The 23247-nt window shown below is 74.6% G+C and carries 23 protein-coding genes; 14 read left to right on the top strand and 9 right to left on the bottom strand.

Going from position 1 to position 23247, the window contains the following annotated elements; all coding sequences use genetic code 11:
• Positions 1-133: 133 nt before the first annotated feature.
• On the bottom strand, positions 134-715 hold the full coding sequence (locus tag ACYVPE_RS33760) for a SigE family RNA polymerase sigma factor (RefSeq protein WP_461037611.1): 582 nt from the start codon (positions 713-715) through the stop codon (positions 134-136).
• 55 nt (positions 716-770) lie between these two features.
• The gene (locus ACYVPE_RS33755) at positions 771-1337 is read right to left on the bottom strand and encodes a hypothetical protein (RefSeq protein WP_461037610.1); all 567 of its coding nucleotides are present in this window, start codon (positions 1335-1337) and stop codon (positions 771-773) included.
• Positions 1338-1450: 113 nt separating this feature from the next.
• Here ACYVPE_RS33755 and ACYVPE_RS33750 point away from each other — a divergent pair, with 113 nt between their 5' ends.
• Positions 1451-2311: an NUDIX hydrolase gene (locus ACYVPE_RS33750; protein WP_461037609.1), complete on the top strand. Its 861-nt coding sequence runs from the start codon at positions 1451-1453 to the stop codon at positions 2309-2311.
• Positions 2308-3141 carry an MBL fold metallo-hydrolase gene (locus tag ACYVPE_RS33745; protein ID WP_461037608.1) on the top strand — a complete coding sequence of 278 codons (834 nt, stop codon included), beginning with the start codon at positions 2308-2310 and terminating at the stop codon, positions 3139-3141. The genes ACYVPE_RS33750 and ACYVPE_RS33745 overlap by 4 nt, the downstream gene beginning before the upstream one ends.
• A gap of 57 nt (positions 3142-3198) precedes the next feature.
• Here the strand turns inward: ACYVPE_RS33745 and ACYVPE_RS33740 are convergent, their stop codons facing one another.
• Positions 3199-3873, bottom strand: a complete 675-nt coding sequence (locus ACYVPE_RS33740; RefSeq protein WP_461037607.1) for a Crp/Fnr family transcriptional regulator — start codon at positions 3871-3873, stop codon at positions 3199-3201.
• 277 nt (positions 3874-4150) lie between these two features.
• Here ACYVPE_RS33740 and nth point away from each other — a divergent pair, with 277 nt between their 5' ends.
• The 3 genes from nth to ACYVPE_RS33725 all read left to right on the top strand — a co-directional run bounded on the left by nth (position 4151) and on the right by ACYVPE_RS33725 (position 6968).
• Positions 4151-4999 carry an endonuclease III gene (gene nth, locus ACYVPE_RS33735; RefSeq protein ID WP_461037606.1) on the top strand — a complete coding sequence of 283 codons (849 nt, stop codon included), beginning with the start codon at positions 4151-4153 and terminating at the stop codon, positions 4997-4999.
• Between the two features lie 69 nt (positions 5000-5068).
• Positions 5069-5755 carry an NUDIX hydrolase gene (locus ACYVPE_RS33730; RefSeq protein ID WP_461037605.1) on the top strand — a complete coding sequence of 229 codons (687 nt, stop codon included), beginning with the start codon at positions 5069-5071 and terminating at the stop codon, positions 5753-5755.
• Between the two features lie 13 nt (positions 5756-5768).
• A complete protein-coding gene (locus tag ACYVPE_RS33725) occupies positions 5769-6968 on the top strand; it encodes a MarP family serine protease (RefSeq protein WP_461037604.1) in 1200 nt (399 codons plus the stop codon).
• A gap of 394 nt (positions 6969-7362) precedes the next feature.
• Here the strand turns inward: ACYVPE_RS33725 and ACYVPE_RS33720 are convergent, their stop codons facing one another.
• The 4 genes from ACYVPE_RS33720 to ACYVPE_RS33705 form a co-directional block, all read right to left on the bottom strand.
• Positions 7363-8301, bottom strand: a complete 939-nt coding sequence (locus ACYVPE_RS33720; RefSeq protein WP_461037603.1) for an alpha/beta fold hydrolase — start codon at positions 8299-8301, stop codon at positions 7363-7365.
• Positions 8298-8735, bottom strand: coding sequence for a phage holin family protein (locus ACYVPE_RS33715; protein WP_461037602.1), 438 nt, complete (start codon positions 8733-8735; stop codon positions 8298-8300). Before ACYVPE_RS33715 ends, ACYVPE_RS33720 begins: the two co-directional genes overlap by 4 nt.
• 256 nt (positions 8736-8991) lie before the next feature.
• Positions 8992-10953 (bottom strand): acetate--CoA ligase, encoded by a 1962-nt coding sequence (acs, locus tag ACYVPE_RS33710; protein WP_461037601.1) that lies wholly within the window; start codon positions 10951-10953, stop codon positions 8992-8994.
• 204 nt (positions 10954-11157) lie between these two features.
• Positions 11158-13491, bottom strand: coding sequence for a bifunctional SulP family inorganic anion transporter/carbonic anhydrase (locus ACYVPE_RS33705; RefSeq protein WP_461037600.1), 2334 nt, complete (start codon positions 13489-13491; stop codon positions 11158-11160).
• A 312-nt stretch (positions 13492-13803) separates the two neighbouring features.
• Between ACYVPE_RS33705 and ACYVPE_RS33700 the strand changes: the two genes are divergently transcribed.
• Positions 13804-15114, top strand: a complete 1311-nt coding sequence (locus tag ACYVPE_RS33700; protein ID WP_461037599.1) for a polysaccharide deacetylase family protein — start codon at positions 13804-13806, stop codon at positions 15112-15114.
• A gap of 21 nt (positions 15115-15135) precedes the next feature.
• Here ACYVPE_RS33700 and ACYVPE_RS33695 read toward each other — a convergent pair whose 3' ends face one another.
• Positions 15136-16125, bottom strand: coding sequence for an ATP-binding protein (locus tag ACYVPE_RS33695; RefSeq protein WP_461037598.1), 990 nt, complete (start codon positions 16123-16125; stop codon positions 15136-15138).
• Between the two features lie 120 nt (positions 16126-16245).
• Here ACYVPE_RS33695 and ACYVPE_RS33690 point away from each other — a divergent pair, with 120 nt between their 5' ends.
• Positions 16246-17148 (top strand): Fic family protein, encoded by a 903-nt coding sequence (locus tag ACYVPE_RS33690; RefSeq protein ID WP_461037597.1) that lies wholly within the window; start codon positions 16246-16248, stop codon positions 17146-17148.
• A 27-nt stretch (positions 17149-17175) separates the two neighbouring features.
• Here ACYVPE_RS33690 and ACYVPE_RS33685 read toward each other — a convergent pair whose 3' ends face one another.
• Positions 17176-17994 carry an HAD family hydrolase gene (locus ACYVPE_RS33685; RefSeq protein WP_461037596.1) on the bottom strand — a complete coding sequence of 273 codons (819 nt, stop codon included), beginning with the start codon at positions 17992-17994 and terminating at the stop codon, positions 17176-17178.
• A gap of 491 nt (positions 17995-18485) precedes the next feature.
• On the opposite strand from ACYVPE_RS33685, the gene ssd reads away from it, so the two are divergent.
• From ssd to ACYVPE_RS33650, 7 genes are all read left to right on the top strand, one after another.
• The gene (ssd, locus tag ACYVPE_RS33680; protein ID WP_461037595.1) at positions 18486-19556 is read left to right on the top strand and encodes a septum site-determining protein Ssd; all 1071 of its coding nucleotides are present in this window, start codon (positions 18486-18488) and stop codon (positions 19554-19556) included.
• 77 nt (positions 19557-19633) lie between these two features.
• Positions 19634-20803: a TadA family conjugal transfer-associated ATPase gene (locus tag ACYVPE_RS33675; protein WP_461037612.1), complete on the top strand. Its 1170-nt coding sequence runs from the start codon at positions 19634-19636 to the stop codon at positions 20801-20803.
• Positions 20800-21669 (top strand): type II secretion system F family protein, encoded by an 870-nt coding sequence (locus ACYVPE_RS33670; protein ID WP_461037594.1) that lies wholly within the window; start codon positions 20800-20802, stop codon positions 21667-21669. The genes ACYVPE_RS33675 and ACYVPE_RS33670 overlap by 4 nt, the downstream gene beginning before the upstream one ends.
• Positions 21666-22277: a type II secretion system F family protein gene (locus tag ACYVPE_RS33665; protein WP_461037593.1), complete on the top strand. Its 612-nt coding sequence runs from the start codon at positions 21666-21668 to the stop codon at positions 22275-22277. Before ACYVPE_RS33670 ends, ACYVPE_RS33665 begins: the two co-directional genes overlap by 4 nt.
• A gap of 143 nt (positions 22278-22420) precedes the next feature.
• A complete protein-coding gene (locus ACYVPE_RS33660; protein ID WP_461037592.1) occupies positions 22421-22630 on the top strand; it encodes a DUF4244 domain-containing protein in 210 nt (69 codons plus the stop codon).
• A 46-nt stretch (positions 22631-22676) separates the two neighbouring features.
• Positions 22677-22967 (top strand): TadE family type IV pilus minor pilin, encoded by a 291-nt coding sequence (locus tag ACYVPE_RS33655; protein WP_461037591.1) that lies wholly within the window; start codon positions 22677-22679, stop codon positions 22965-22967.
• Positions 22951-23247, top strand: a 297-nt coding sequence (locus tag ACYVPE_RS33650; RefSeq protein WP_461037590.1) for an Rv3654c family TadE-like protein, incomplete at its 3' end; no start/stop codon positions are given. The genes ACYVPE_RS33655 and ACYVPE_RS33650, both read left to right, overlap by 17 nt.

Raw genomic sequence — 23247 nt, 5'->3', positions numbered from 1 at the left:
CCGGCGCCGCAGCCGGGCGCGGCGGCCGCGCCCGCGGATCTCGTCCAGCGGCGCGGGCCCCAGCGCCAGGGCGACGGCGGCGGCCAGCAGCGTCGCGCCGATCACCCCGGCACCGGAGTCCGCGCCCGCGCCCTCACGCTCGTCCGGGACCACCATCGGCGATCACCTCCGTCCTCTCCTCGCCGGCCCCCGAGGACCGCATCCCCCGCACGCCCCGGTCCTCGCGCAGTTTCGCCAGGCCGCGGGCGGCCTGGCTCCGCACCGTGCCCACCCGGGTGCCGAGCAGCCGGGCCGCCTCGGTCTCCGAGCGGTCCTCGACGTACCGCAGCACCACCGCCGCGCGCTGCCGCGGCGGCAGCCGCCGCAGCGCGCGGACGAGGGCGTCGCGATCGGCGATCTCGTCGGCCGGGTCGGGGCCGCTGTCGTCCCCGCCGGCGAACCCCTCCGCCGTCGGCAGCAACGAAAGCGGCCACTCGCGGAGTCTGAGCCGCCGCGCCCGGTCCCGGTGCGCGTTGATCAGCATCCGCCACGCGTACGCGTCGGGATCGGCCGCCCTCCGCACCCGGTCCCATTTCACGTAGACCTTCGCGAGCACGGCCTGCACCAGGTCCTCGGCGTCGTGGTGGCTGCCGGTGAGCAGGTAGGCCGTTCTCAGCAGCCGTGGCCAGCGGCTGACCGTGAACTCCGTGAACTCGACCTCAGCGCGGGTGTCCAAGAGCCATCCGGGGGTTCGGTGGAGCGGTCAGGGGCAGCGGGGGCGGCTACGCCGCTCAGAACCAGGGGCGATCGATCTCGATCTCGTCGAACACCTCGTGGTTCTCGTCGTAGGCGACGATGGTGAGCTCCCCGAGCCGCTCGTCCTGGTAGCGCGAGGCGTCGAAGTAGTAGGTGCCCCAGCCCGGTTCGTCCTCAAGGACCACCAGCTGGGCGCCGTAGCCCCAGTCCTCGCCCTCCGGGTAGACGACGATCTCGGAGGGGATCTCGTCCAGCCGCCAGGCGCCGTAGACGAGCGTGGTCATGCCGTCTTCGCGGGCCACGCTGCTGCTGATGCTGTTCGGCCGGATGCCGTTGGCAGGCCGCTGCTTGGCGGCCTCGATGTCCTCCTCGAAGCTCGCGGGTTCGCTGACGACGAAGTTCTGCCGCCCCTCGGGGAGTAGGCCCATCACGTTGGCGTCGTTGATCTCGACGCGCTCGTACGGCGCCACGAGCAGCGGTTCCAGGCCGCCGGCGACCGCGCTGCCCGGTGCCGTCAGCACGGCGGTGACCGAGGCGGCGATGGCGGCCGCGGCGAGCAGCGCGCGGCGGGGGGAGGGGCGGCGTCGGGTCGTGTCGGTCATGAAGACTCCTTGGGTGAGGCTGTCATGAGTTCACACGGCTGTCAGACCCGGAATCTATGCTCGGCCGTAGCATCCACTTCTCATGGGCGAGGGAGTGAGAGGGTGGGCACGGCATGAGTGACGGCGAGATCGGCGGCGTGGGCCAGGCGCGGGCGGGGCGTGGCCGGGTCGGCGGGCAGTGGTTCCCGCCCGAGTGGCCGGAGCGGATCAGGGCGCTGGCCCGGGGCGAGTTGACGCCGGTGGAGCCGCGGCGGGCGGCCACCGTGCTGCTGTTGCGGGACGGCGCGGCCGGGCTCGAGGTGTTCCTGTTGCGCCGGCGCACGTCGATGGCGTTCGCGGGCGGTGCCCACGCCTACCCGGGCGGTTCGGCGGAGCCGGACGACGGGTCCGTCCGGCGCACCGCGGTCCGGGAGCTGTTCGAGGAGACGGGTGTGCTGCTCGCCGCGCCGGCCGCCGATCCTGGGCGGCTCTTCGCGGCGGCGGACGACGAGGACCGGCGGGCGCCGTTCGCCGAGCTGCTGGCCAGACGGGGCCTTGTGGTGCGTGGCGACCTGCTGGGGGCGTGGGCGCGGTGGATCACGCCGGAGTTCGAGGCGCGGCGCTACGACACCTGGTTCTTCGTGGCGGCGCTCCCGCCCGGCCAGCGCGCCGGGAACGCCTCGACCGAGGCGGACCGGACCGAGTGGCTGCCGCCGGCGGCGGCCGTGGCCGGTTACGAGCGCGGCGAGCTGCTGATGATGCCGCCCACCGTGGCCACCCTGCGGCAGCTGCTGCCGCACCAGACGGTCGCCTCCGCGCTGGCCGCGGCCGCCGCCGGCGGCGAGCCCGAGCCGGTGTTGGCCAGGGCGCGGCTGGTGGGCGACGAGGTGGTGCTGAGCTGGCCGGGGTATGAGGAGTTCGAGAAGCGGCTGCCGACGGAAGCGCCGCCGGGCGCCGAGGAACGCGAGGAGCGCGGGGAGGAGCGGAGGAGATGACCGACGCGGCCGAGCCACCTGGGCGGCCCGACGAGGCGGTGCGGGAGGGGCCCGTCACCGAGCGGTCCTTCCGCCTGCTGGCGCCCAACCCGTCGCCCATGACGCTGGACGGCACCAACACCTGGATCCTGGCCGAGCCGGGCGCCGCCGAGGCCGTGGTCGTCGATCCGGGGCCGGCGGACGAGGCCCATCTGCGGCGGGTCGCCGAGGCCGTGGAGCGCGCCGGCCGCCGGGTGGCGGTCACGCTGCTGACGCACGGCCACGCGGACCACAGCGGGGGCGCCGCCCGGTTCGCCGAGCTGACCGGCGGCAGCCGGGTGCGGGCGCTCGATCCGCGGCTGCGTCTCGGCGACGAGGGGCTGGCCGCGGGGGACGTCGTCCGGGTGGCCGGCCTGGAGATCGAGGTGGTGGGCACGCCAGGGCACACCGCGGACTCGCTGTCCTTCCACCTGCCGGCCGACGACGCCCTGCTCACCGGGGACACCGTGCTCGGCCGGGGCACCACGATCATCGCCCACCCGGACGGCCGGCTCGGCGAGTATCTCGACTCGCTGCGCGGGCTGCGCGAACTCGCCGAACGGGCCGGGCTGGTGGTCGTGTTGCCGGGGCACGGTCCGACGCTGCGCGATCCGGGCGGCGTGATCGACTACTACCTGGTGCACCGCGCCAAGCGGCTGGCCGAGGTGGAGACGGCCCACGAGGCCGGCCTCCGCACCGCGCCGGAGATCGTGGCCCACGTCTACGCGGACGTGGACCGCTCGCTCTGGCCGGCGGCCGAGCTGTCCGTGCTCGCGCAGCTCGAGTACCTGCGCGAGCACGGCCTGATCTGAGCGGCCTGAGCCGAGCAGCCTGATCCGAGCAAACTGAGCCGGAACCGCCGCGCCCGCTCAGCGCGAGCGGCGGGCCAGCCGCTCGATGTCCAGCAGGATCACGGCCCGGGCCTCCAGCCGCAGCCAGCCGCGGGCCGCGAAGTCGGCCAGCGCCTTGTTGACGGTCTCGCGGGAGGCGCCGACCAGCTGGGCCAGCTCCTCCTGGGTGAGGTCGTGCACCACGTGGATGCCCTCCTCCGACTGCACGCCGAAGCGGCGCGAGAGGTCGAGCAGCGCGCGCGCCACCCGGCCTGGCACGTCGGAGAAGACCAGGTCGGACATCTGGTCGTTGGTCTTGCGCAGCCGGCGGGCCACGGCGCGCAGCAGCGCGGCGGCGACCTCGGGGCGGGCGCTGAGCCACGGCTGGAGGTCGCTGTGGCCGAGGCCGAGGAGCCGCACCTCGGTGACCGCGGTGGCGGTGGCGGTGCGCGGGCCCGGGTCGAAGAGGGACAGCTCGCCGATCAGCTCACCTGGGCCGAGCACCGCCAGCATGTTCTCCCGGCCGTCGGGCGAGGTGCGGTGCAGCTTGACCTTGCCGTCCGTGACCACATAGAGCCGGTCGCCCGGGTCTCCTTCGTGGAAGAGGGTGTCGCCGCGGGCCAGCGTCACCTCGGTCATGGAAGCGCGCAGCTCAGCGGCCTGCTCGTCATCGAGCGCCGCGAAGAGCGGGGCGCGCCGCAGAACGTCGTCCACGAGTTCCTCTCCTTATCGGCCGGGGTGCGCCTGGCGGTGGGGCGCGATCACGCCCTTCATCATGCCGGACGCTCCGGCAGTGCTATCAGTCACAAGTCTGACCTACCGGAACGCCTTCTCCTACGCCAGGGCCCCGTTCGAGCAGTGATTCGGTGGAGGCCGGCACGAATGTCAGTGCCGCCGTTTACGCTGGCCGGGTGCCCAACGGCCGGGGAACGGCCGTGCGGTGGCACCGTGAGCGAGTCGTGAGGGAATCACGAGGAAGGGAGCCGGGCGGGTGAACACAACCCAGGATTCCGCCGAGAGCGAACGCACTGCTCCGCGTGGGCGACCGGGGGCCGCCCGCGGGGTCGGCGCGGGGCGGCCGGAGAGCCGGGTCGCCATGGTGCGCCGGGCCAGGAAGATCAACCGGGTGCTGGCCGAGGTCTTCTCCTACGCCCACCCCGAGCTCGACTTCGAGAATCCGTTCGAGTTGCTGGTGGCCACCGTGCTCTCGGCGCAGACCACCGATCTCCGGGTGAACCAGACCACCCCCAAGCTCTTCGCCGCCTACCCGACCCCCGAGGACCTGGCGGCGGCCGATCCGGCGGCGGTCGAGGAGATCATCAGGCCCACCGGCTTCTTCCGCTCCAAGACGAAGTCGCTGATCGGCCTCTCCGCGGCCCTGCGCGACGACTTCGGCGGCGAGGTCCCCGGCCGCCTCGACGACCTGGTGCGGCTGCCCGGCGTGGGCCGCAAGACCGCCCACGTGGTGTTGGGGAACGCGTTCGGCAGGCCGGGGATCACCGTCGACACCCACTTCCAGCGCCTCGTCCGCCGCTGGAAGTGGACGGAGGAGACGGAGCCGGAGAAGATCGAGGCCGCGGTCGGCGAGATCTTCCCCAAGAAGGAGTGGACGATGCTCTCGCACCACGTCATCTTCCACGGCCGCCGCATCTGCCACAGCCGTAAGCCCGCGTGCGGCGCCTGCCCCGTCGCGCATCTGTGCCCCTCGTACGGCGAGGGCGAGACGGATCCCGAGAAGGCGAAGTCGCTGCTCAAGTACGAGCTGGCGGGCCAGCCGGGGCAGCGGCTCCGGCCCCCGGCCGACTACCCGGGCAAGCCGGCGCCGGCCGCCGCCCCCTGAGCGGGCGGCCCGTCCGCCTCGTCACCTCGTCACCTCGCACGTCCCAGCGGTCCGACCCCTAGGAAGCCCATGACCAGCGCGCACGAAGTCGACATCCACCGGGTCGGCCCCGAGGGGCTCCCCGACTGGCTGCGGCCTCTGGCGCGCGTCGCCCGCACCATCACGGCGGGGCAGCTGAGCCGCTGGCTGCCGCCGCCGCAGGGCGGCCGGCAGTCGGCCGTGCTCGTGCTGTTCGGCGAGGGCGCGAGCGGTCCAGAGCTGCTGCTGCTCCAGCGGGCCACCAGCCTCCGCGCACACGCCGGCCAGCCCTCGTTCCCCGGCGGCGCGCTCGACCCCGAGGACGGCGACCCGGAGGGCGAGGGCCCGCTGCGGGCCGCGCTGCGCGAGGCCGCCGAGGAGACCGGGCTCGACCCCGCGGGGGTGCGGATCTTCGCCACCCTGCCCCGCCTCTACATCCCGGTCAGCGGCTTCGTCGTCTCACCCGTGCTCGGCTGGTGGCGCGCCCCCTCCCCGGTGGCCCCGATGGACCCGGCCGAGACGGCCCGGGTCTTCACCGTGCCGGTCACCGTGCTCGCCAGCGCGGCCATGCGCGGCACGGCGCTGCACCCGAGTGGCTACCGCGGCCCGTGCTTCGAGGTCGCGGACACCGTGGTGTGGGGGTTCACCGCCGGCCTGATCGACCGGATCCTGCACCACGCCGGATGGGAGGAACCCTGGGATCACGAGCGGGAGATCCCACTCGACCACGGCGCGTGAGACGGTATCCGTCATGAACGTCCTCGACGTGCTGCTGGTGTTGGCCGGGATCTGGTTCGCCGTGATCGGCTACCGGCAGGGATTCGTGATCGGAGTCCTGTCCGTGACGGGCTTCGTCGGCGGCGGCTTAGCCGCGATCTACGTGCTGCCCCTGGTCTGGCGGGAGATGAACGACACCTCCCAGCCGGCCGACGCGGCGGTGATCGCGGCCGTCGTGATCGTTCTCCTCGCCGCCTCCATCGGACAGGCCCTCACCACCCACTGGGGCAACCGGCTGCGCGAGCACATCACCTGGTCCCCGGCCCGCGCGCTGGACGCCACCGGCGGCGCGTTGGTCAACGTGCTCGCCATGCTGCTGGTCGCCTGGCTGATAGGTTCCGCGCTGGCGATGACCACGCTGCCCACGGTGGGCCGCGAGGTGCGAGACTCGCGGGTCCTGCTCGGCGTCTCCAGCGTCCTCCCCGAGGCCGCCAACACCTGGTTCGCGGACTTCGGTTCGGTTCTCGCCCAACAGGGCTTCCCCCAGGTCTTCGCCCCCTTCGCCGACGAGACCATCACGGTCGTCCCGCCGCCCGACGCCTCGCTCGCCGCCAGCCCCGCGGTCGAGGCGGCGAAACGGTCCATCGTCAAGGTCGAGGGCACCGCCACCAGTTGCGGCAAGGTCCTGGAGGGCACCGGCTTCGTCTTCGCCTCCGGGCGCGTGATGACCAACGCCCACGTCGTCGGCGGCGTCACCGAGCCCACCGTGCAGGTGGGCGGCGAGGGCCCGCTCCTCGACGCCGAGGTCGTCATCTACGACCCGCAGCGCGACGTCGCCGTGCTCGACGTGCCGGGGCTCGACGCGCCACCGCTCCAGTTCGCCCCGGACGACGCCGTCACCGGCGACGACGCCATCATCGCGGGCTTCCCCGAGAGCGGCCCCTTCGACGTGCGCGCCGCCCGGGTCCGGGAGCGCTTCGAGGCCAACGGCCCTGACATCTACCGCACGTCGTCGATCCGCCGCGACATCTACTCCGTGTTCAGCACCGTGCGCCCCGGCAACTCGGGCGGCCCGCTGCTCACCCCGGACGGCCGGGTGTTCGGCGTGATCTTCGCCAAGTCGCTCGACGACGCCGACACCGGATACGCGCTGACCAACGACGAGGTGGCCGACCTGATCGCCCTGGGGCGCGCCACCGAGGGGCGCGTCGACACCCAGGGCTGCGCGATATAGGAGCCCGGTCGGGAGTGCCGCGGCCGGCCGCGGAGTTCAGCTGCGTCAGCCGCGGAGTTCAGTCGCGGGGGAGCGGCCGCGGGGTCAGCCGCGCGGGTGCCGCAACCGCACGCCCACCCAGCGGGCGCGCCGGCGCAGGATGACGGGAAATCCGATCCCCGGATCCGGCAGGGCCCCGCCCCTCGCCCGCCTCGCGGCGCTGAGCCGCGCCCGCGTTGCGGCGCCAGCGCCGCGTCGATCACGTGCCACGTCACGGTAGTCGTGCCAGCCCATACCCTCGTCCCTGCCCGCTTCCAAGGTCAGTAACCTCCCGGAAGCGAAGTCGGCCGGCCTATGCCGCTGGCCTATGCGGCCGGCGCGTGCGGCCAGGGCGGGAAGGGGGCCGGCGGAGCCGCTAGCGGCGGTCCGGCTCCGGGTCCCGCAGCCAGTCGACCAGTTCCGCGCTGAACGCCACCGCGTCCTCCTCGTGCGGGAAGTGCCCGAGGCCGTCGAACAGGCGCCAGCGGTAGGGCGCCTCCACGTACTCGCCCGAGCCCGCCGCGCTCCTGGTGCGCATCACCGGATCGAGCGAGCCGTGCAGATGGAGCGTCGGCACCTGCACCGGCCGCTTCATCCGCCGGTTGAACTGGACGCCGTCGGGGCGGGCGATCGACCGCACCAGCCAGCGGTAGGGCTCTATCGCGCAGTGCGCCGTCGACGGGATCGACATCGCCTGCCGGTAGACCTCGACGCTCGAAGGCTCCGGCTGGCGCGGCCCCGACCAGTCCCGCAGCAGCCTGCCCACCGCCTCGGCGTCGTCCGCCACCAGCTGCCGCTCGGGCAGCCAGGGCCGCTGGAAGCCCCAGATGTAGGAGCTGGCCGCCGTCTGCCGTGGGTCCTTCAACAGCGCGGAACGCCAACTGCGCGGGTGCGGCATCGAGGCGACGGCCAGCCGGCGCACCAGCTTGGGACGCATCACGGCCGCCGTCCACGCGAGGTAGCCGCCGAGGTCGTGGCCGACGAGCGCCGCGTCCGGCTCGCCGAGCGAACGGATCACCCCGGTGATGTCGAGCGCCAGATTGGCCGGGTCGTAGCCGCGCGGCGTCCGGTCGCTGCCGCCCACCCCGCGCAGATCCATCGCCACCGCCCGGTAGCCGGCGTCGGCCAGCGCGGTGAGCTGGTGCCGCCAGGCCCACCAGAACTGCGGGAACCCGTGCACCAGCAGCACCAGCGGGCCCTCGCCGAGCTCCGCGATGTGGAAGCGCGCCCCGTTGGCGGCGACATGACGATGGGTCCAGGGACCGTCCCGCAGGACGACCGAGGAGCCCATACCTGACTGGTCGGCCGCTGTCATACGGAGGAGCCTGCCTCGTCGGCGGAGACGGCGCGCGGACGCGGCCTGACGCCCGACAGTACGGAAGCCGACTCCTTGGCGGAGCGGATCGAGCGCTCGGGCGGCGCGATCCGGCCGAACTTCGCCTTGGCCAGCAGGAAGAGCGCCAGCGCGAGCAGCACGTAGAAGCCGCCGACGATGGTGCAGGAGAGGGCCAGCGAGACCCCCCACCAGTTGTGGATCCAGAAGGCCAGCGCGAAGCTGAACAGCGGCACCGCGAAGATCGTGAGCACCGCGCCCACCACGCCCGCCACGCTGCCGAGCAGCGCCCGCCTGACGTCCTGCCGCACCTCGGCCTTCGCCAGCGCGATCTCGTCGTGCACCAGGCCCGACAGCTCGGCGGTGGCCGAGGCGACCAGCTCTCCCAGGCTCCGGCCCTCGTCGGCAGCGGTCATCGAGTCTCTCCCTCTTCTCTCTCCAGGACGCGTCTCCCCCGGAGGCGGTTGCCTCCGGTCCACGAGACAGTACGTGCGGCCTGACGCGGACCGGGCCCCCGACCCGCCCCAGCCACGGCTGGGTGGGGGTGCCCCCTGCACGGAGTGCTCGGGGGAGTGCCCCCATGTCGGCCTCGGGGAGCGATGCCACAAATGGTATAGGGGCGCCCGGCCCACACCGGACGCCCCTGGTACCACCGAGCCACTGAGCCCCGGTTCAGTCCTCGCTGGCCGCCGTCGGCAGCTTGGCCTGGATGAGGTCCATGACGGAGGAGTCGGTCAGCGTGGTCACGTCGCCCAGCTCCCGGTTCTCCGCGACGTCCCGCAGCAGCCGGCGCATGATCTTGCCCGACCTGGTCTTGGGCAGCTCGTCGACCGGCAGGATCCGCTTCGGCTTGGCGATCGGCCCCAGCTCCTTGGCGACGTGCGCCCGCAACTCGTCCACCAGGCCCGGGTCCTCGGCGGCGCCGCCGCGCAGGATCACGAACGCCACGATGGCCTGGGTGGTCTGCGGGTCGGTGGCGCCGACGACGGCGGCCTCCGCGATCGCGGGGTGCGAGACCAGCGCCGATTCCACCTCGGTGGTGGAGATGTTGTGCCCGGACACCAACATCACGTCGTCCACCCGGCCGAGCAGCCAGATGTCGCCGTCCGCGTCCTTCTTGGCGCCGTCGCCCGCGAAGTAGCGGCCGGGGAACCGGGCCCAGTAGGTGTCGAGGTAGCGCTGGTCGTCGCCCCAGATGGTGCGGAGCATGGAAGGCCACGGCTCGGTGAGCGCCAGATAGCCGCCCGAGCCGTTCGCCACCTCGTTGCCGTCGTCGTCCACCACGGTGGCGCTGATGCCGGGCAGCGGCACCTGGGCAGAGCCCGGCTTGGCGTGGGTGACGCCGGGCAGCGGGCTGATCATGATGCCGCCGGTCTCCGTCTGCCACCAGGTGTCCACGACCGGCACGCGGTCGCCGCCGATGTGCTTCCGGTACCAGATCCACGCCTCGGGGTTGATGGGCTCGCCGACCGAGCCGAGCAGCCGCAGGCTGCTCAGGTCGAAGCCGGCCGGGACGTCGTCGCCCCACTTCATGCAGGTGCGGATCGCGGTCGGCGCGGTGTAGAGGAGGGTGACGCCGTACTTCTGGACGATCTCCCACCAGCGGCCGTTGTGCGGGGTGTTGGGGGTGCCCTCGTAGAGCACCTCGGTGGCGCCGTTGGCCAGCGGGCCGTAGACGATGTAGGAGTGCCCGGTGACCCAGCCGACGTCGGCGGTGCACCAGTAGACGTCGGACTCGGGCTTGAGGTCGAAGACCGCGTGGTGCGTGTACGCCACCTGGGTCAGATAGCCGCCGGTGGTGTGCAGGATGCCCTTGGGCTTACCCGTGGTGCCCGAGGTGTAGAGGATGAACAGCGGGTGCTCGGCGTCGAACGCCTGCGGGGTGTGCTCCTCGGGCTGACGGTCCACCAGCTCGTGCCACCACACGTCCCGGCCCTCGCGCCACGGCACCTCCTGGCCGGTGCGGCGGACGACGAGCACGCTGCGCACGGCCTCGGTGCCCGGGCGGGTCAGCGCCTCGTCCACCGCGGGCTTCAGCGCCGCGGGGGCGCCGCGACGCCAGCCGCCGTCCGAGGTGATGACGACCCGGGCGTCGGCGTCGACGATCCTGGTGGCCAGCGCGTCGGCGGAGAACCCGCCGAACACCAGCGAGTGCGGGGCGCCGATCCGGGCGCAGGCCAGCATCGCGAAGACGGCCTCGGGGATCATCGGCAGGTAGATGGCGACCCGGTCGCCGGCCTCGACGCCCAGCTCGGTGAGGGCGTGCGCGGCCCTGGACACCTCGCGCTGGAGCTCGGCGTAGGTGATGGCGCGTGAGTCGCCGGGCTCGCCCTCGAAGTGGATCGCCACCCGGTCGCCGTGGCCGGCCTCGACGTGCCGGTCCACGCAGTTGTACGCCACGTTCAGCCGGCCGTCGGCGAACCACTTGGCGAACGGCGGGTTGGACCAGTCGAGCGTCTTGGTGGGCTCCCGCTCCCAGCTGAGCCGGCGGGCCTGCTCGGCCCAGAACGCCAGCCGGTCGGCGCCGGCCGCCTCGTAGGCGGCGGCGGTGACGTTGGCGTGGGCGGCCAGCTCGGTGGGGGGAGCGAACCGCCGCTCCTCCGTCATGAGATTGGCCAGGCTCTCTTTACTCACGACATCTCCCTCTGGCGTACCACGGCGTACCGGTGTGTCCCAGGGCACACCTCATCAGTCCGCCTGGGCTTTGACAAGGGCAACCGGGCGAGTGGTGTAGACCAGTAGCGGCGGAATGCGGTGAACGGCGCCGAGGTGCGGTGAGCGGCCCGTGGACGCGCGCCGAGCGGCGCCCACGGGCGTCTCGTGGGGTGTGACGGGCGGTCAGCCGGGCAGCGGCTCGGGGCACGGCTCGGGCTGGCGCTCGTCGTCCGGGCGCACCGCGGTGAACACCGGTGCCCCGCCGGCCGCTTCGCCCCGGTTCAGCACGTACGCCTGGGCCTCGCCGACGTGGAAGTACATGCCGCGCAGGTCGAGCTCGCCCTCGGCCATCCGCCGCGCCACGCACTCGTGCAGCGCGAGGTGGTCGAGCTGCTGGAGCACGTTGGACAGGCAGAGGGACTCCAAGGTGTCGGCCGCCGGCCGGCCGTCGAGCCGGGGCGCCGCGCCGTCCGCCCCGTCGAGCCGGAGCAGGCTCGGCCGGCCGTGGCGCAGCCAGCGGTCGAGCGAACTCGCGGCCGCCTCCGCCTCGTCGACCGACGACGGCTCGGCGGGGCCCGGCGTGCCGCGCGACTCCAGGGCGTGCATCGCGCCGCAGCCCGAGTGGCCGCAGACCGTGATGGACCGCACCCGCAGCACGTTGACCGCGTACTCGATGGCGGCGCCCACCGAGTGGTCGGCGGACTCGGTGCCGGGCGGCGGGACCAGGTTGCCCACGTTGCGCACGGTGAACAGATCGCCCGGGCCGCTCGACGTGATCATGCTGGTGACCAGGCGGGAGTCGGCGCAGGTGATGAACAGCTCGCCCGGGCGCTGCCCCTCGTCCGCGAGACGGGCCAGCTCCGGCCGCACGAGTGGCGCGGTGGTGCGCTGGAAGTTCCGCACGCCGACCAGCAGTTGGTCCGGATGGTGGCCATCGGCCAGCAGCGGCCCCGGACTGCCGGCCACCGGCGGCGGCGCGGCCGTGCACTGGTGGTTGCGCCAGGGGAGCCAGGGCCGGCAGTGGTGCGCGGGGGCCTCCTCGCCGAGCAGCCGCTGCCCGGACCTGCCGGTGACCTCCGCGACGCTGCCGTGCGCGGCGTGGGCCAGCCGCCAGTCGTGCAGCGCCTCGTAGGCGGCGTGGTCCATGAAGGTGCCGTCCAACTCGACGGCGGCCGGCTCGCCTTCCGGCACCAGGGCGAGCGCCCTGGTGAGCCGGGGCACCGCCAGGAACGTCAACTGGCCGCGGACCCGCAGGCGATGGGTGCCGCCGGGCAGCCGCTGGTGGCTGATGCGGGTGTGGGTGAGCCGGTGCAGCGCGACCACGACCGCCACCGCGATCCCGATGCCCACGCCCTCCAGCACGCCGAGGAGGGTGACGGCCGCCGCCGTCACCCCGTAGACCAGCACCTCGCGATGGCGGGTGACGGTGCGGATGTGCGTGATGCTGACCATCTGCACGCCGATCACCGCCACCAGCGCGGCGAGCGCCGCAAGCGGGATCCGCTCCAGCAGCCCCACGAGCAGCCCGGTGGCGAGCAGCACCCAGCAGCCGTGCAGGATGCTCGACCAGCGGCTGACCGCGCCGGCCGCCACGTTGGCCGCGCTGCGCACCGCGACGCCGGTGATCGGCAGCCCGCCGAGCAGCCCGGACACCACGTTGGCCGCGCCCTGCCCGCGCAGCTCCCGGTCGAGGTCGGCCCTGGGCACCGCGGGCCCGCCGGCCCGCCGCCTGGCCGCCGCCAGCTTGTCCACCGCGACGGCGGAGAGCAGCGACTCGACGCTGGCCACCAGCGTGATGGTGACCACGGCGGCCAGCAGCCCGAGCACCGGGCCCTCGGGCAGCGAGGCCAGCGCGTGGCTGCTCCAGGAGGGCAGGTCGACCCGGGGCGCGCTCAGCGACAGGGACCAGGCGAGCAGGGTGGCCAGGGCCACCGCGACGAGCGCGGCCGGCGCCCCCCGGCGCAGCGCGGTGCCGGCCCGGCCTGGCAGCCGGGGCCAGGCGAGGAGCACCGTCACCGTGAGACCGCTGATCGCCAGCGCCGTGAGATGGGGATCGGCCAACTGCCCAGGCAGCGCTCTCAGGTTGTCGAGCGCCGAGCTCTCCGGGTTGCCGCCGAGGACGACATGGAGCTGGGAGAGGGCGATGGTGATCCCGATGCCGGCGAGCATGCCGTGCACGATCGCGGGGCTGACCACCAGCGCGGCGCGGGCCACCCGCACCGCGGAGAGCGCCAGTTGGGTCAGGCCGGCGAGCACGGTGATCGCACAGGTGGTGCGCCAGCCGTACTCCTGGATGAGCTCGGCCGTGATCACCGTGAGCCCGGCGGCGGGGCCGCTGACCTGGAGCGGCGCGCCGCCGAGCGCGCCGGCGAGGATCCCGCCGACGGCGGCGGCGACGAGGCCGGCCTGGAGCGGGGCACCCGTGGCGAGCGCGATGCCGAGGGAGAGCGGCAGCGCGATCAGGAACACGGAGATCGACGCGGATACGTCGGAGCGGTGGGGGGCGCAGGCGGACATGTTCCGTCTCCGTCCGTGGGAGGGGCTTGTGGTCCTTGGAGGGCGAGGGGACTGACCGTGAAGGTATGGCCAGTTTCAAGCGTCAGTAAATGAAGGGTAATGGCGCGTAAAGGCGCGGACTACTCGAGGAAAGGTTCCGCCCCGGAATTACTCCTATCGAGTTAATTAATCATTCAATCCGCTTGTCGTATAACCATCTCACTTCTTCATCTCTTATGAAGTTGGGACAAGGTGTTCCGAAGAGGTGTGGGAGGACCGATGGTGGTCTTGGGCGGACAACGTGCGGCTCGATGGTCGGCGGTCGCCGTCCTGATGCTGGGAATGGCAGGCTGCGGCCTCTCCGGCGACGAACCGGACGGCGAGGAGAAGAAGCGGGAGAAGCGGAACGAGGTGTCCCCAGACCACCCGGGGCCCCCGTCGCGGGAGGCGCTGGAGCGGGCCGGGCGGCTGATCGGCGACGGCTCGACCGCCGACGTCGGGGCGCAGCCCAACCAGCCGGAGGCCAAGCGGATCGAACCCGGCGAGGAGCCACCCCAGTTCGTCGTCTTCTCCTGGGACGGGGCGGGCGAGGACGGCAACCGGCTGTTCTCGCACTTCCGCCAGGTGGCGAAGGAGAGCAACGCGCACATGACCTACTTCCTCTCCGGCCTCTACCTGCTCCCCGAGGCCGAGCGGGCCAGCTACCTGCCGCCCGGGCACTCGACCGGGGCCTCCGACATCGGGTACCTCCGCGACGAGAGCATCCACGCCACCATCGAGCAGCTGCGCGGCGCGTGGCTGGACGGCAGCGAGGTCGGCACCCACTTCAACGGCCACTTCTGCGGCCCCGGCGGGGTGGGCGACTGGTCGCCCGCGGACTGGGTGAACGAGACCGAGCAGGCGAAGTGGATGGTCAAGAACTGGCGCACCACGACGGGATTCGAGGATCTGGAACCGCTTCCCTTCGATTACGACAAGGAATTGGTCGGCGGCCGGACGCCCTGTCTGGAAGGCCAGCAGAACCTCCTGTCCGCGGCCACCGACATGGGTTTCCGCTACGACTCGAGCGGCAGCGGCCGTCAGGTCTGGCCGGAGCGGACCCCCGAGGGTATCTGGGACATCCCGCTCCAGGAAGTCCCGGTTCCCGGGCGGGCTTTCGAAACCCTCTCGATGGACTACAACTACATGTACAACCAGTCGGGACCGAGCAGCGGCGATCCCTCGATGCACCCCGTCTGGGAGGAACAGATGCGCGGCGGGCTGCTCCAGGCGTTCGACCGCGCCCACCAGGGCAACCGGGCGCCGCTGATCATCGGCAACCACTTCGAGGACTGGAACGACGGCATCTACATGCGGGCCGTCGAGGACGTCATCAGGGACGTGTGCCCGCGGGAGGGCGTGCGCTGTGTCTCCTTCCGGCAACTCGTCGACTGGCTGGACGCCCAGGATCCCGAGGTGCTCGACCGGCTGCGGGCCCTGGACGTCGGGGAGGCCCCGCCCGGCGGCTGGGCCGAGTTCCTCGGCGCGGCGAAGCAGGCCGCCGCGCCGGCCGGACAGGGCGTGCTGGGCGTCCAGGGCGTGCCGGGGGTGCTGGCCGCCCCCGCCGTGCCGGGCCGGCCCGCCACCCAGGCGCGGGCCCGCTGAGGAGTCAGGCCGGCTGAGGTGTCAGGCCGGCTGAGGGCTGGGGCGCGGCGCCTCGGCGAGAGTGAAACCGGGGTCGACCTGGGCCGCCAGGTCGGCCCCGGTCCGCTCGTTGCCCCAACTCGCCGCGTTCTTCAGGTGGAAGTGCACCATCTGCTGCGTGTACCGCTCCCAGTCGCGGGCGGCGTAGGAGGCGTCGGCCGCCTCGTACAGCGTGTCGAGGGCCCGGGCGTTCTCCGGCTCCAGCTCGGCGAACGGCCGCTGGACGCCGCGCTCCAGGGCCCGCACCCAGTCGGAGTGGCCGAAGGCGACCAGCAGGTCGTCGCCCACCTCGGCGCGCAGGAAGTCGAGGTCGTCCTGGCCCTGCACCTTGTTGCCGACGACGCCGAGCGCCACGCCGAAGTCCCGCGCGTAGTCCCGGTACTGGCGGTAGACCGAGACGCCCTTGCGGGTGGGCTCGGCCACCAGGAAGGTCATGTCGAAGCGGGTGAACATGCCGGAGGCGAACGAGTCGCTGCCGGCCGTCATGTCGACCACCAGGAACTCGCCGCGCCCGTCCACCAGGTGGTTGAGCACCAGCTCGACCGCGCCCGTCTTGGAGTGGTAGCAGGCGACGCCGAGGTCGTCCTCCGTGAACGGGCCGGTGACCAGCAGCCGGGCGGCGCCGTCGTCCAACGGGACGGTGCGGGCGCAGGCGTCGAAGATCGGGTTCTCCTCGGCGAGCCGCAGCAGCCGCGAACCCTCGCCAGGCGGCGTGGTCTTGATCATCGTCTCGGCCGAGAGGATCCGCGGGTTGTCGCCGCGCAGATGCTCCTTGATCAGCGGGAGCCGCTCGCCCATCGGGGGCATCGCGGCCGCCTGCTCATCCGTCAGACCGAGCGCCACGCCGAGGTGCTGGTTGATGTCGGCGTCCACCGCGGTGACCGGGACCCGCCGGGCCGCCAACCGCCGGATGAACAGCGAGGACAGCGTCGTCTTCCCGCTGCCCCCCTTGCCTACGAAAGCGATCTTCATGTTCATTAGCGTAGCCCGGCGGGGCGGTGGAACAGGACCATCCGAGGGATGGGACCACCCGAACGTGTGGTTTGTGCCTGATGGTTCACCGGGTTCCGCGCCCGCCTAGGCTTCGGTGCCATGAACGCCGACGCCCCGAACCCAGACGCCCCAGACGCCTCAGGTGCTCCCGGCGCCGAGCGCGCCGAGCCCGCCGACCGCGAGGCGGATCCGCTGGTGGCGCTGGCCGCGCTCCCCGGCGTGACCGAGGCCGTCGACGCCGTGCGGACCGCCGTCGACCGCCTCTACGGCCACCGGGTGATGCGCCGTCGCAGCCCGGAGATCGCCGCCGAGGCCGCGCTGCGCGGAGCCCGCGGCTCGGCGGCGCTGGCCGGCGCCGACTGGGCGCTCGAAGAGGTGCGGCGGCGCGGCGACTTCGGCGCCGACCCGGAGGCGCGCACGGTGGGCGCCGCGCTGCGGCTGACCGCCGAGGCCGGCCAGTCGCTCGCGGTGTGGCCGGTCTCGCCGCTGCGGGTGCTGGCGCGGCTGCACCTGGTGGCGGCCGGCGGCGCCGTCCGGGACGACGCGGTGGGCCGCCCCAGGCTGCCTGGCGAGCCGGTGGTGGACGACGAACTCGACGGCGCGGAACGCCCGGCGCCGGACGCCGCCGAGGTCGCGGCCAGGCTCGACGCGCTCGGCCGGCTCGTGCGCCAGGGCTCCGGCGCGCCCGCGCTGGTGACGGCCGCCGTGGTGCACGGCGAACTGGCCGCGCTGCGCCCGTTCGTCAGCCACAACGGCCTGGTGGCGCGGGCGGCCGAGCGGATCGTGCTGGTCGGCGGCGGGCTCGACCCCAAGTCCGTGACGCCAGCCGAGGTCGGGCACGCCGAGGCGGGGCGCGCCGGGTACCGGGCCGCGCTGGCCGGCTACGCCTCGGGCACCAGGGACGGGGTGGCGGGCTGGATCGCGCACTGCGGCCGGGCCGTCGAGCTGGGCGCCCGCGAGTCGGTCGCGGTGTGCGAGGCGCTGCAGCGCGGGGCCGCCTGAGCGGCGCCCCGCCGCCGGCGGAACGAGTCAGGCCCGGCGGGCGGCCGTCCGCCTGCGGCTCGCGTACCAGACGATGCCGGCGGCGCAGGCCGCGGCGGCCACCGCGGCGCCCGCCGCGAGCGCAGGCCTCGGCGGCAGCGCGGGCAGCCGCTGCTTCAGCCGCACCCGGCGCTCGAAGGCGAGGACGGGCCACTCGCGGGCGGCCGCCTCGCGGCGCAGCGCGCGGTCCGGGTTGACGGCGTGCGGGTGGCCGACCGTCTCCAGCATCGGGATGTCGGTCGCCGAGTCGCTGTAGGCGTAGCAGCGGTCCAGGTCGTAGCCCTCCGAGGCGGCGAGCTCGGTGATCGCCTCAGCCTTGGTCGGGCCGTAGGCGTAGTAGTCGATCTCGCCGGTGTACCGGCCGTCCGCCACCGCCATCCGGGTGGCCACCACCCGGTCGGCGCCCAGGAGTTCGCCGATCGGCTCGACCAGGTCGGCGGCCGAGGAGCTGACGATCACCACGTCCCGGCCGGCCGCGTGGTGCCGCTCGATCAGCGAGGCGGCCTCGTCGTAGATGATCGGGTCGATCACCTGGTGCAGCGTCTCCGCGACGATCTCCCGCACCTGCCGCACGTTCCACCCACGGCAGAGCGCCGACATGTACTCCCGCATCCGCTCCATCTGGTCGTGGTCGGCGCCGCCGAGCAGATAGACGAACTGGGCGTAGGCGGTGCGGAGCACGGCCCGGCGGTTGATCAGACCGCCCTGGTAGAAGTGCCGGCTGAACGTGAACGTGCTCGACTTGGCGATGACCGTCTTGTCGAGGTCGAAGAAGGCGGCGGTGCGTGGCTGCGGCAGGGTTTCCACGCCCCGAGCATACGGCCCGCCATTCGGCGTACGCTGGGGCGCGTGGGTTTGCCTGAGAGGGCTCTCGGGTACACCATGGAAGTCACGGATCGTTCGCGACCGTGCTAACCCGGTCCGACTCCTCCCCCCCGAGTCGGCCGTGGAAGACGACCCCCGCTCTCCCCCCCGGCGGGGGTCGTCGCATGTCCGGGGGCTTTTTTCTGCCCGGATCGGCCAGGGGCCGCGGTGCGCGCGACGGCCGGAATCCAGTGCCGTGGCGGCCGGCTGGCCCGTCTGAAGATCACCCTGAGTAGCTAGATCGGGTGAGCGAGTTATCCACAGGCTGGGGGCCGTCCACAGATTTCGGCCCGGATCCCCGCGGGCCGGCGATCGGCGGCACCGTGGGCCGTGGCGTCGACGCGCTCGGTGATCGGCCGGGCGCGGGGCGTCACCTCCGCGGTCGAAGGGGCCGCGGAGGCGATACGGAGCTCACCGCGCGAACGGGGACGGACATGGCCGAATCCATTCTGATTCTCACCGAGGACGAGGAACTGCTGGACGACCTGCTGCGCCTGTGCGCGGCGGCCGGGGCGGAGGCCGAGGTGGTGCCCGGCGAACCGCCGCCGGCGGGCCGCTGGGAGCGGGCGCCGCTGGTGCTGGTCGGCGACGACCGGGCCGCCGCCAGGCCCGGGGCCGCCCACTGGCCGGGCCGGCGGCCCGGCGTGCTGCTGGTCGGCCGGGATCTTGACGACCACACGATCTGGGCCCGCGGCGTGGCGATGGGCGCGGAGCAGGTGCTGCACCTGCCGTCCGACGAGAGCTGGCTCGCCGACCGCATCGCCGACGCGGTGGAGCCCGCCGGGCCGCCCGCGCTCACCGTCGGCGTGCTCGGCGGGCGCGGCGGCGCCGGAGCCTCGTCGCTGGCCTGCGCGCTGGCGCTGGCCGCGGCCCGGCAGGGCCGGCGCACCACCCTGGTCGACGGGGATCCGCTGGGCGGCGGCCTCGACCTGCTGTTCGGCGGCGAGGGCGCGGCGGGGCCGCGCTGGCCGGCGTTCGTCTCGGCGCGCGGGCGGCTCTCCGGCACCGCGCTCGACGAGTCGCTGCCCAGGCCGCACGGCCTCAGCCTGCTCAGCTGGGACCGCTCGGACGTCGCCAGGCTGCCGGTCGAGGCGATGCGCTCGGTGCTCGCCGCCGCCAGGCGCGGCGGCGGCCTGGTCGTCGTCGACCTGCCGCGCACGGTGGACGAGTCGGTGGCGGCGGCGCTGACCAGCCTCGACCTGGGGCTGATCGTGGTGCCAGGCGAGCTGCGGGCGGCCGCCGCGGCCCGGCGGGTGGTGGCCACCGCCGGGGCGCTGGTGCGGGATCTGCGGGTGGTGGCGCGCGCCTCGGGCGCCGGGCTGCCCGGCGCCGAGCTGGCCAGGGTGCTCGGGCTGCCGCTGGCCGGCGAGCTGCCGGACGAACCCGGGCTGCGCACGGCCGCCGAGGCCGGCGAGCCGCCGGGCGCCGACCCCAGGGGCGTGCTGGCCAGGTTCTCGGCCGCGCTGCTCGAGCGCGCCCTGCCCGCCCTGGAGGCCGCCTCGTGAGCACCCCGATCCTGCCGGGCGTGGCCGGCCCGCGCACCGCCCACTGCGATCCGGACGCCGGCGTCGAGGTGTCCGAACTGCCGGAGCTGCCCGCGCTGTTGGAGGAGGTGCGGCTGCGGCTCGCCGCCGAGGGCGCCGAGCCCACGCCTGGCCGGGTGGCCGCGGCGCTCCGCGCCCAGGGCCGGCTGCTCGGCGACTCGGCGGTGCTCTCCATCGTCCGCGCGCTGCGCTCCGAGCTGGTGGGCGCCGGCCCGCTCCAACCGCTGCTGGCCGAGCCCGGGATCACCGACGTCCTGGTCAACGGGCCGGACGAGGTCTGGCTCGACCGGGGCCACGGCCTGGAGCGCGCCCCCGTGCGGTTCCCCGACGCGGCCGCCATCCGCCGGCTCGCCCAGCGGCTCGCCGGCGCGGCCGGGCGCCGCCTCGACGACGCCAGGCCGTGGGCCGACGTCCGGCTGCCGGACGGCACCCGGATGCACGCGGTGCTGCCGCCGGTGGTCGTCGGCTCGCCCTGCCTCTCGCTGCGGGTGGTCAGGCCGCGCGCCTTCTCGCTGGCCGAGCTCACCGCGGCCGGCACCGTGCCGCCGGGCGGCGAGCGGCTGCTGCGGGCCATCCTCGCCGGCCGGCTCTCCTTCCTGATCAGCGGCGGCACCGGCTCTGGCAAGAGCACCCTGCTGTCGACGCTGCTCGGCCTCACGGACCCCGGGGAGCGGATCGTCCTCGTGGAGGACTCGGCCGAGCTGCGCCCCAGCCACCCCCACGTGGTCAGGCTGGAGACCCGGCCGGCCAACCAGGAGGGCGCCGGCCGCGTCACGCTCCGGGACCTGGTCCGCCAGGCCCTGCGGATGCGCCCCGACCGGCTGGTGGTCGGCGAGTGCCGTGGGCCCGAGGTCACCGACCTGCTCGCCGCCCTCAACACGGGCCACGAGGGCGGCTGCGGCACGCTCCACGCCAACGCCGCGGCGGACGTGCCGGCGCGGCTCGAGGCGCTCGGCAGCACGGCCGGTCTCTCCAGGGCCGCGCTGCACAGCCAGCTCGCCGCCGCGCTCTGCGCCGTCGTCCACCTCAGCCGGGACCGGGCCACCGGCCGGCGCCGGATCGCCGAGATCCACGTCCTGGAGCGGGACGGCGGCGGCCTGGTGCGCACCGTCCAGGCCGCCGGCTGGAGCCCGGAGGGCTTCCGGCACGGTCCCGGCTGGGGTCGGCTCGCCGAGCTCTGCGCCAGGGGCGGGGGTGCGGGCTCGTGAGCGGGCAGTTGGTGGGCTTCGCCGCCGCGCTGTGCGCGGGCGCCGGGGCGTGGCTCCTGGTCGACGGCCCGAGCCGGCGGTTCCGCGCCCGCCTGGCGGCGGTCGGCGCCGCCGCCCCACCCGAGCCGCGGCGGGCGCCGTGGTCGGTGCGCCTCGCGGTGCCAAGGCCGGCGGGTCCTGGCGAGCGGCGGGCGGTGCTCTGGTGCCTGGCTGGCGGGCTGCTGCTCGGGGCGTGGGGGAGTTCCTGGCTGCCGCCGCTGGCCTCCCTGCTGCTCGCGCCGCTGGTCGTCCGCTGGTGGCGCGGGGTGGTGGAGCGCCGCGAGGCCGACCTGCGGCGGGCCGCCGTCATCGCCTTCTGCTCCTCGCTCGCCGGCGAGCTCAGGGCCGGGCGGCAGCCGGGCGGCGCCGTGCTCGCGGCCGGCGTGGCCGAGCACGGCGAGCCGGGCGCCGGGGTGCTCGCCGCCGCCCGATACGGCGGGGACGTGCCGGCGGCGCTCACGGCCGCGGCGGCCCAGCCGGGGGCCGCCGGGCTGCGCGGGGTGGCCGCCTGCTGGGAGGTGGCGATCGCCGGCGGCGCCTCGCTCGCCACCGGCCTGGAGCGGGTGGCCGACGCGCTGCGGGCCGAGCGCGACCAGGAGGACGACCTGCGCGCCCAGCTGGCCGGGCCGCGCACCAGCGCCCTGGCGCTCGCCGTGCTGCCCGTGTTCGGGCTGCTGCTCGGCACGGCGATGGGGGTCGACCCGGTGGCGATCCTGCTCGGCTCGTCGCTCGGCCACACGCTGCTGCTGGCCGGCGTCGGGTGCGAGTGGGGCGGCGTCGCCTGGTGCCGGGCACTGGTCCGCGCGGCGGAACGGGGCGGGGCGTGAGCGCCCTGGCGGCGGTGCTCCCGCCCGTGCTGTTCGCGGTCTCCGCGGTCGCGTTCGCGCTGGCCGCCCGGCCGGCGCGAGACGGGCTCGCGGGCCTGGCCGGGCCGGCGGGCGCTCGTTCCCGGCCTGCCAGGGGCGGATTCCGGCCGCTCTTGCGGCGCCGGGGGCGGCCCGTCGAGGACCGGCAACTACCGCTGGCCACCGAGCTGTTGGCAGCCTGCCTGGCGGGCGGCGCTGCGCCGGGCGCGGCGGCGGGGGCGGTCGGCGCCGCGCTGGACGGCCCGCTCGGCCGGGCGCTGCTGCGGGCGGCGGCGGAGCTCCGGGTCGGCGGCGACCCGGCGGCCGTCTGGGGCCGGTTCGGGCGGCTGCCGGGGGCCGCGGGGCTGGCCAGGCGCCTGGAGCTGGCCGGCACCAGCGGCGCCCCGGTGGTCGCTGCGGTCACGGCCGAGGCAGCCGAGAGCCGGGCCCGCCGCCGGCGGTCGGCCCAGGCACGGGCGCGCCGGGCGGCCGTCTGGGCCACCGGCCCGCTCGGCCTCTGCTTCCTGCCGGCCTTCCTGCTGATCGGCGTCGCACCGGTGGTGCTCGGCCTGGCCGGCCGGCTGCTGTGACGCCGGGTCGCCGGCCGGGCCACGAGCGGCGAGCACCGCCACGCCGGAGCCGTCACCACTGCGAACAGAACCACGAACAGAAACCACGAACAGAACCACGAGAGAGGAAGAGCGGGATGAGCGGGATGAGAGGGAACAGGGCGATGCGTGGACTTCCCCGGGCGGTGGCCCGTTGGTGGGCCGGGCGGTTCGGCGCCGCGCGGCGGGACACCGGGATGAGCACCGCCGAGTACGCGATCGGCACGCTCGCCGCGGCGGGGCTCGCGGCGCTGCTGATGAAGGTCGTCACCTCGGACACGGTGCGGGGAGCGCTCGAAGGGCTGGTGGAGCGTGCGCTCAGCGCGCCGGTGTGACGAGGGGCGTGACCGCGGTTATGTCACGACGGAGAGCGCCGTGGCGGTGCCCGCGCTGGTTCTGGTCCTCGGCATGCTGCTGTGGGGCCTGGGAGCGGTCACGGTCCAACTGCGGTGCGGCGACGCGGCCCGGGCCGGGGCGCGGGCCGCGGCCCGCGGGGAGCCGGCGGCCGTCGCCGACGAGGTGGCCAGGGCCGCGGCGCCCGACGGCGCCGAGGTGCGGATCGAGCGGGACGGCGAGCTGCACCGGGTCGTGGTGACGGCCAGGACCCTGGGCCCCGGGCCGCTCGCGCTGCCCGTGACGGGAGAGGCGGTGGCCCATGCCGAGCCCGGCTGACCACCGCCGGCCGCCCGCACGCGACCGCGGCTCGGGCACTGTGTTCGCGGCGTGCTCCGTGGCGGTGCTGTGCCTGGTGTTCGGCGTGGTGCTGGCCCTCGGGCAGGTGATGGCGGCCCGGCAGCGGGCCGCCACCGCCGCCGATCTCGCGGCCCTGGCCGCCGCGGAGCGGGCGCTGTCCGGCGCCGAGGCCGCCTGCGCGCTGGCCGACCGGGTGGCCGAGGCGCAGGGAGCGCGGCTGACCCGCTGTCAGCTCGCCGGCGAGCTGACAGCGGGTCAG

The sequence above is a fragment of the Streptomyces mayteni genome (genome assembly GCF_054783955.1).
Note: the sequence above shows the minus strand (reverse complement) of the source record. Positions and strands in the feature narration are given on the sequence as shown.

What these genes read in the sequence shown, in the direction of transcription:
- ACYVPE_RS33755 (WP_461037610.1), bottom strand. Translation starts at nt 1,337, where the DNA reads ATGACCGACACGACCCGACGCCGCCCCTCCCCCCGCCGCGCGCTGCTC.
- ACYVPE_RS33750 (WP_461037609.1), top strand. Translation starts at nt 1,451, where the DNA reads ATGAGTGACGGCGAGATCGGCGGCGTGGGCCAGGCGCGGGCGGGGCGT.
- ACYVPE_RS33745 (WP_461037608.1), top strand. Translation starts at nt 2,308, where the DNA reads ATGACCGACGCGGCCGAGCCACCTGGGCGGCCCGACGAGGCGGTGCGG.
- ACYVPE_RS33730 (WP_461037605.1), top strand. Translation starts at nt 5,069, where the DNA reads ATGACCAGCGCGCACGAAGTCGACATCCACCGGGTCGGCCCCGAGGGG.
- ACYVPE_RS33725 (WP_461037604.1), top strand. Translation starts at nt 5,769, where the DNA reads ATGAACGTCCTCGACGTGCTGCTGGTGTTGGCCGGGATCTGGTTCGCC.
- ACYVPE_RS33720 (WP_461037603.1), bottom strand. Translation starts at nt 8,301, where the DNA reads ATGACAGCGGCCGACCAGTCAGGTATGGGCTCCTCGGTCGTCCTGCGG.
- ACYVPE_RS33715 (WP_461037602.1), bottom strand. Translation starts at nt 8,735, where the DNA reads ATGACCGCTGCCGACGAGGGCCGGAGCCTGGGAGAGCTGGTCGCCTCG.
- ACYVPE_RS33705 (WP_461037600.1), bottom strand. Translation starts at nt 13,491, where the DNA reads ATGTCCGCCTGCGCCCCCCACCGCTCCGACGTATCCGCGTCGATCTCC.
- ACYVPE_RS33700 (WP_461037599.1), top strand. Translation starts at nt 13,804, where the DNA reads ATGCTGGGAATGGCAGGCTGCGGCCTCTCCGGCGACGAACCGGACGGC.
- ACYVPE_RS33695 (WP_461037598.1), bottom strand. Translation starts at nt 16,125, where the DNA reads ATGAAGATCGCTTTCGTAGGCAAGGGGGGCAGCGGGAAGACGACGCTG.
- ACYVPE_RS33690 (WP_461037597.1), top strand. Translation starts at nt 16,246, where the DNA reads ATGAACGCCGACGCCCCGAACCCAGACGCCCCAGACGCCTCAGGTGCT.
- ssd (WP_461037595.1), top strand. Translation starts at nt 18,486, where the DNA reads ATGGCCGAATCCATTCTGATTCTCACCGAGGACGAGGAACTGCTGGAC.
- ACYVPE_RS33660 (WP_461037592.1), top strand. Translation starts at nt 22,421, where the DNA reads ATGCGTGGACTTCCCCGGGCGGTGGCCCGTTGGTGGGCCGGGCGGTTC.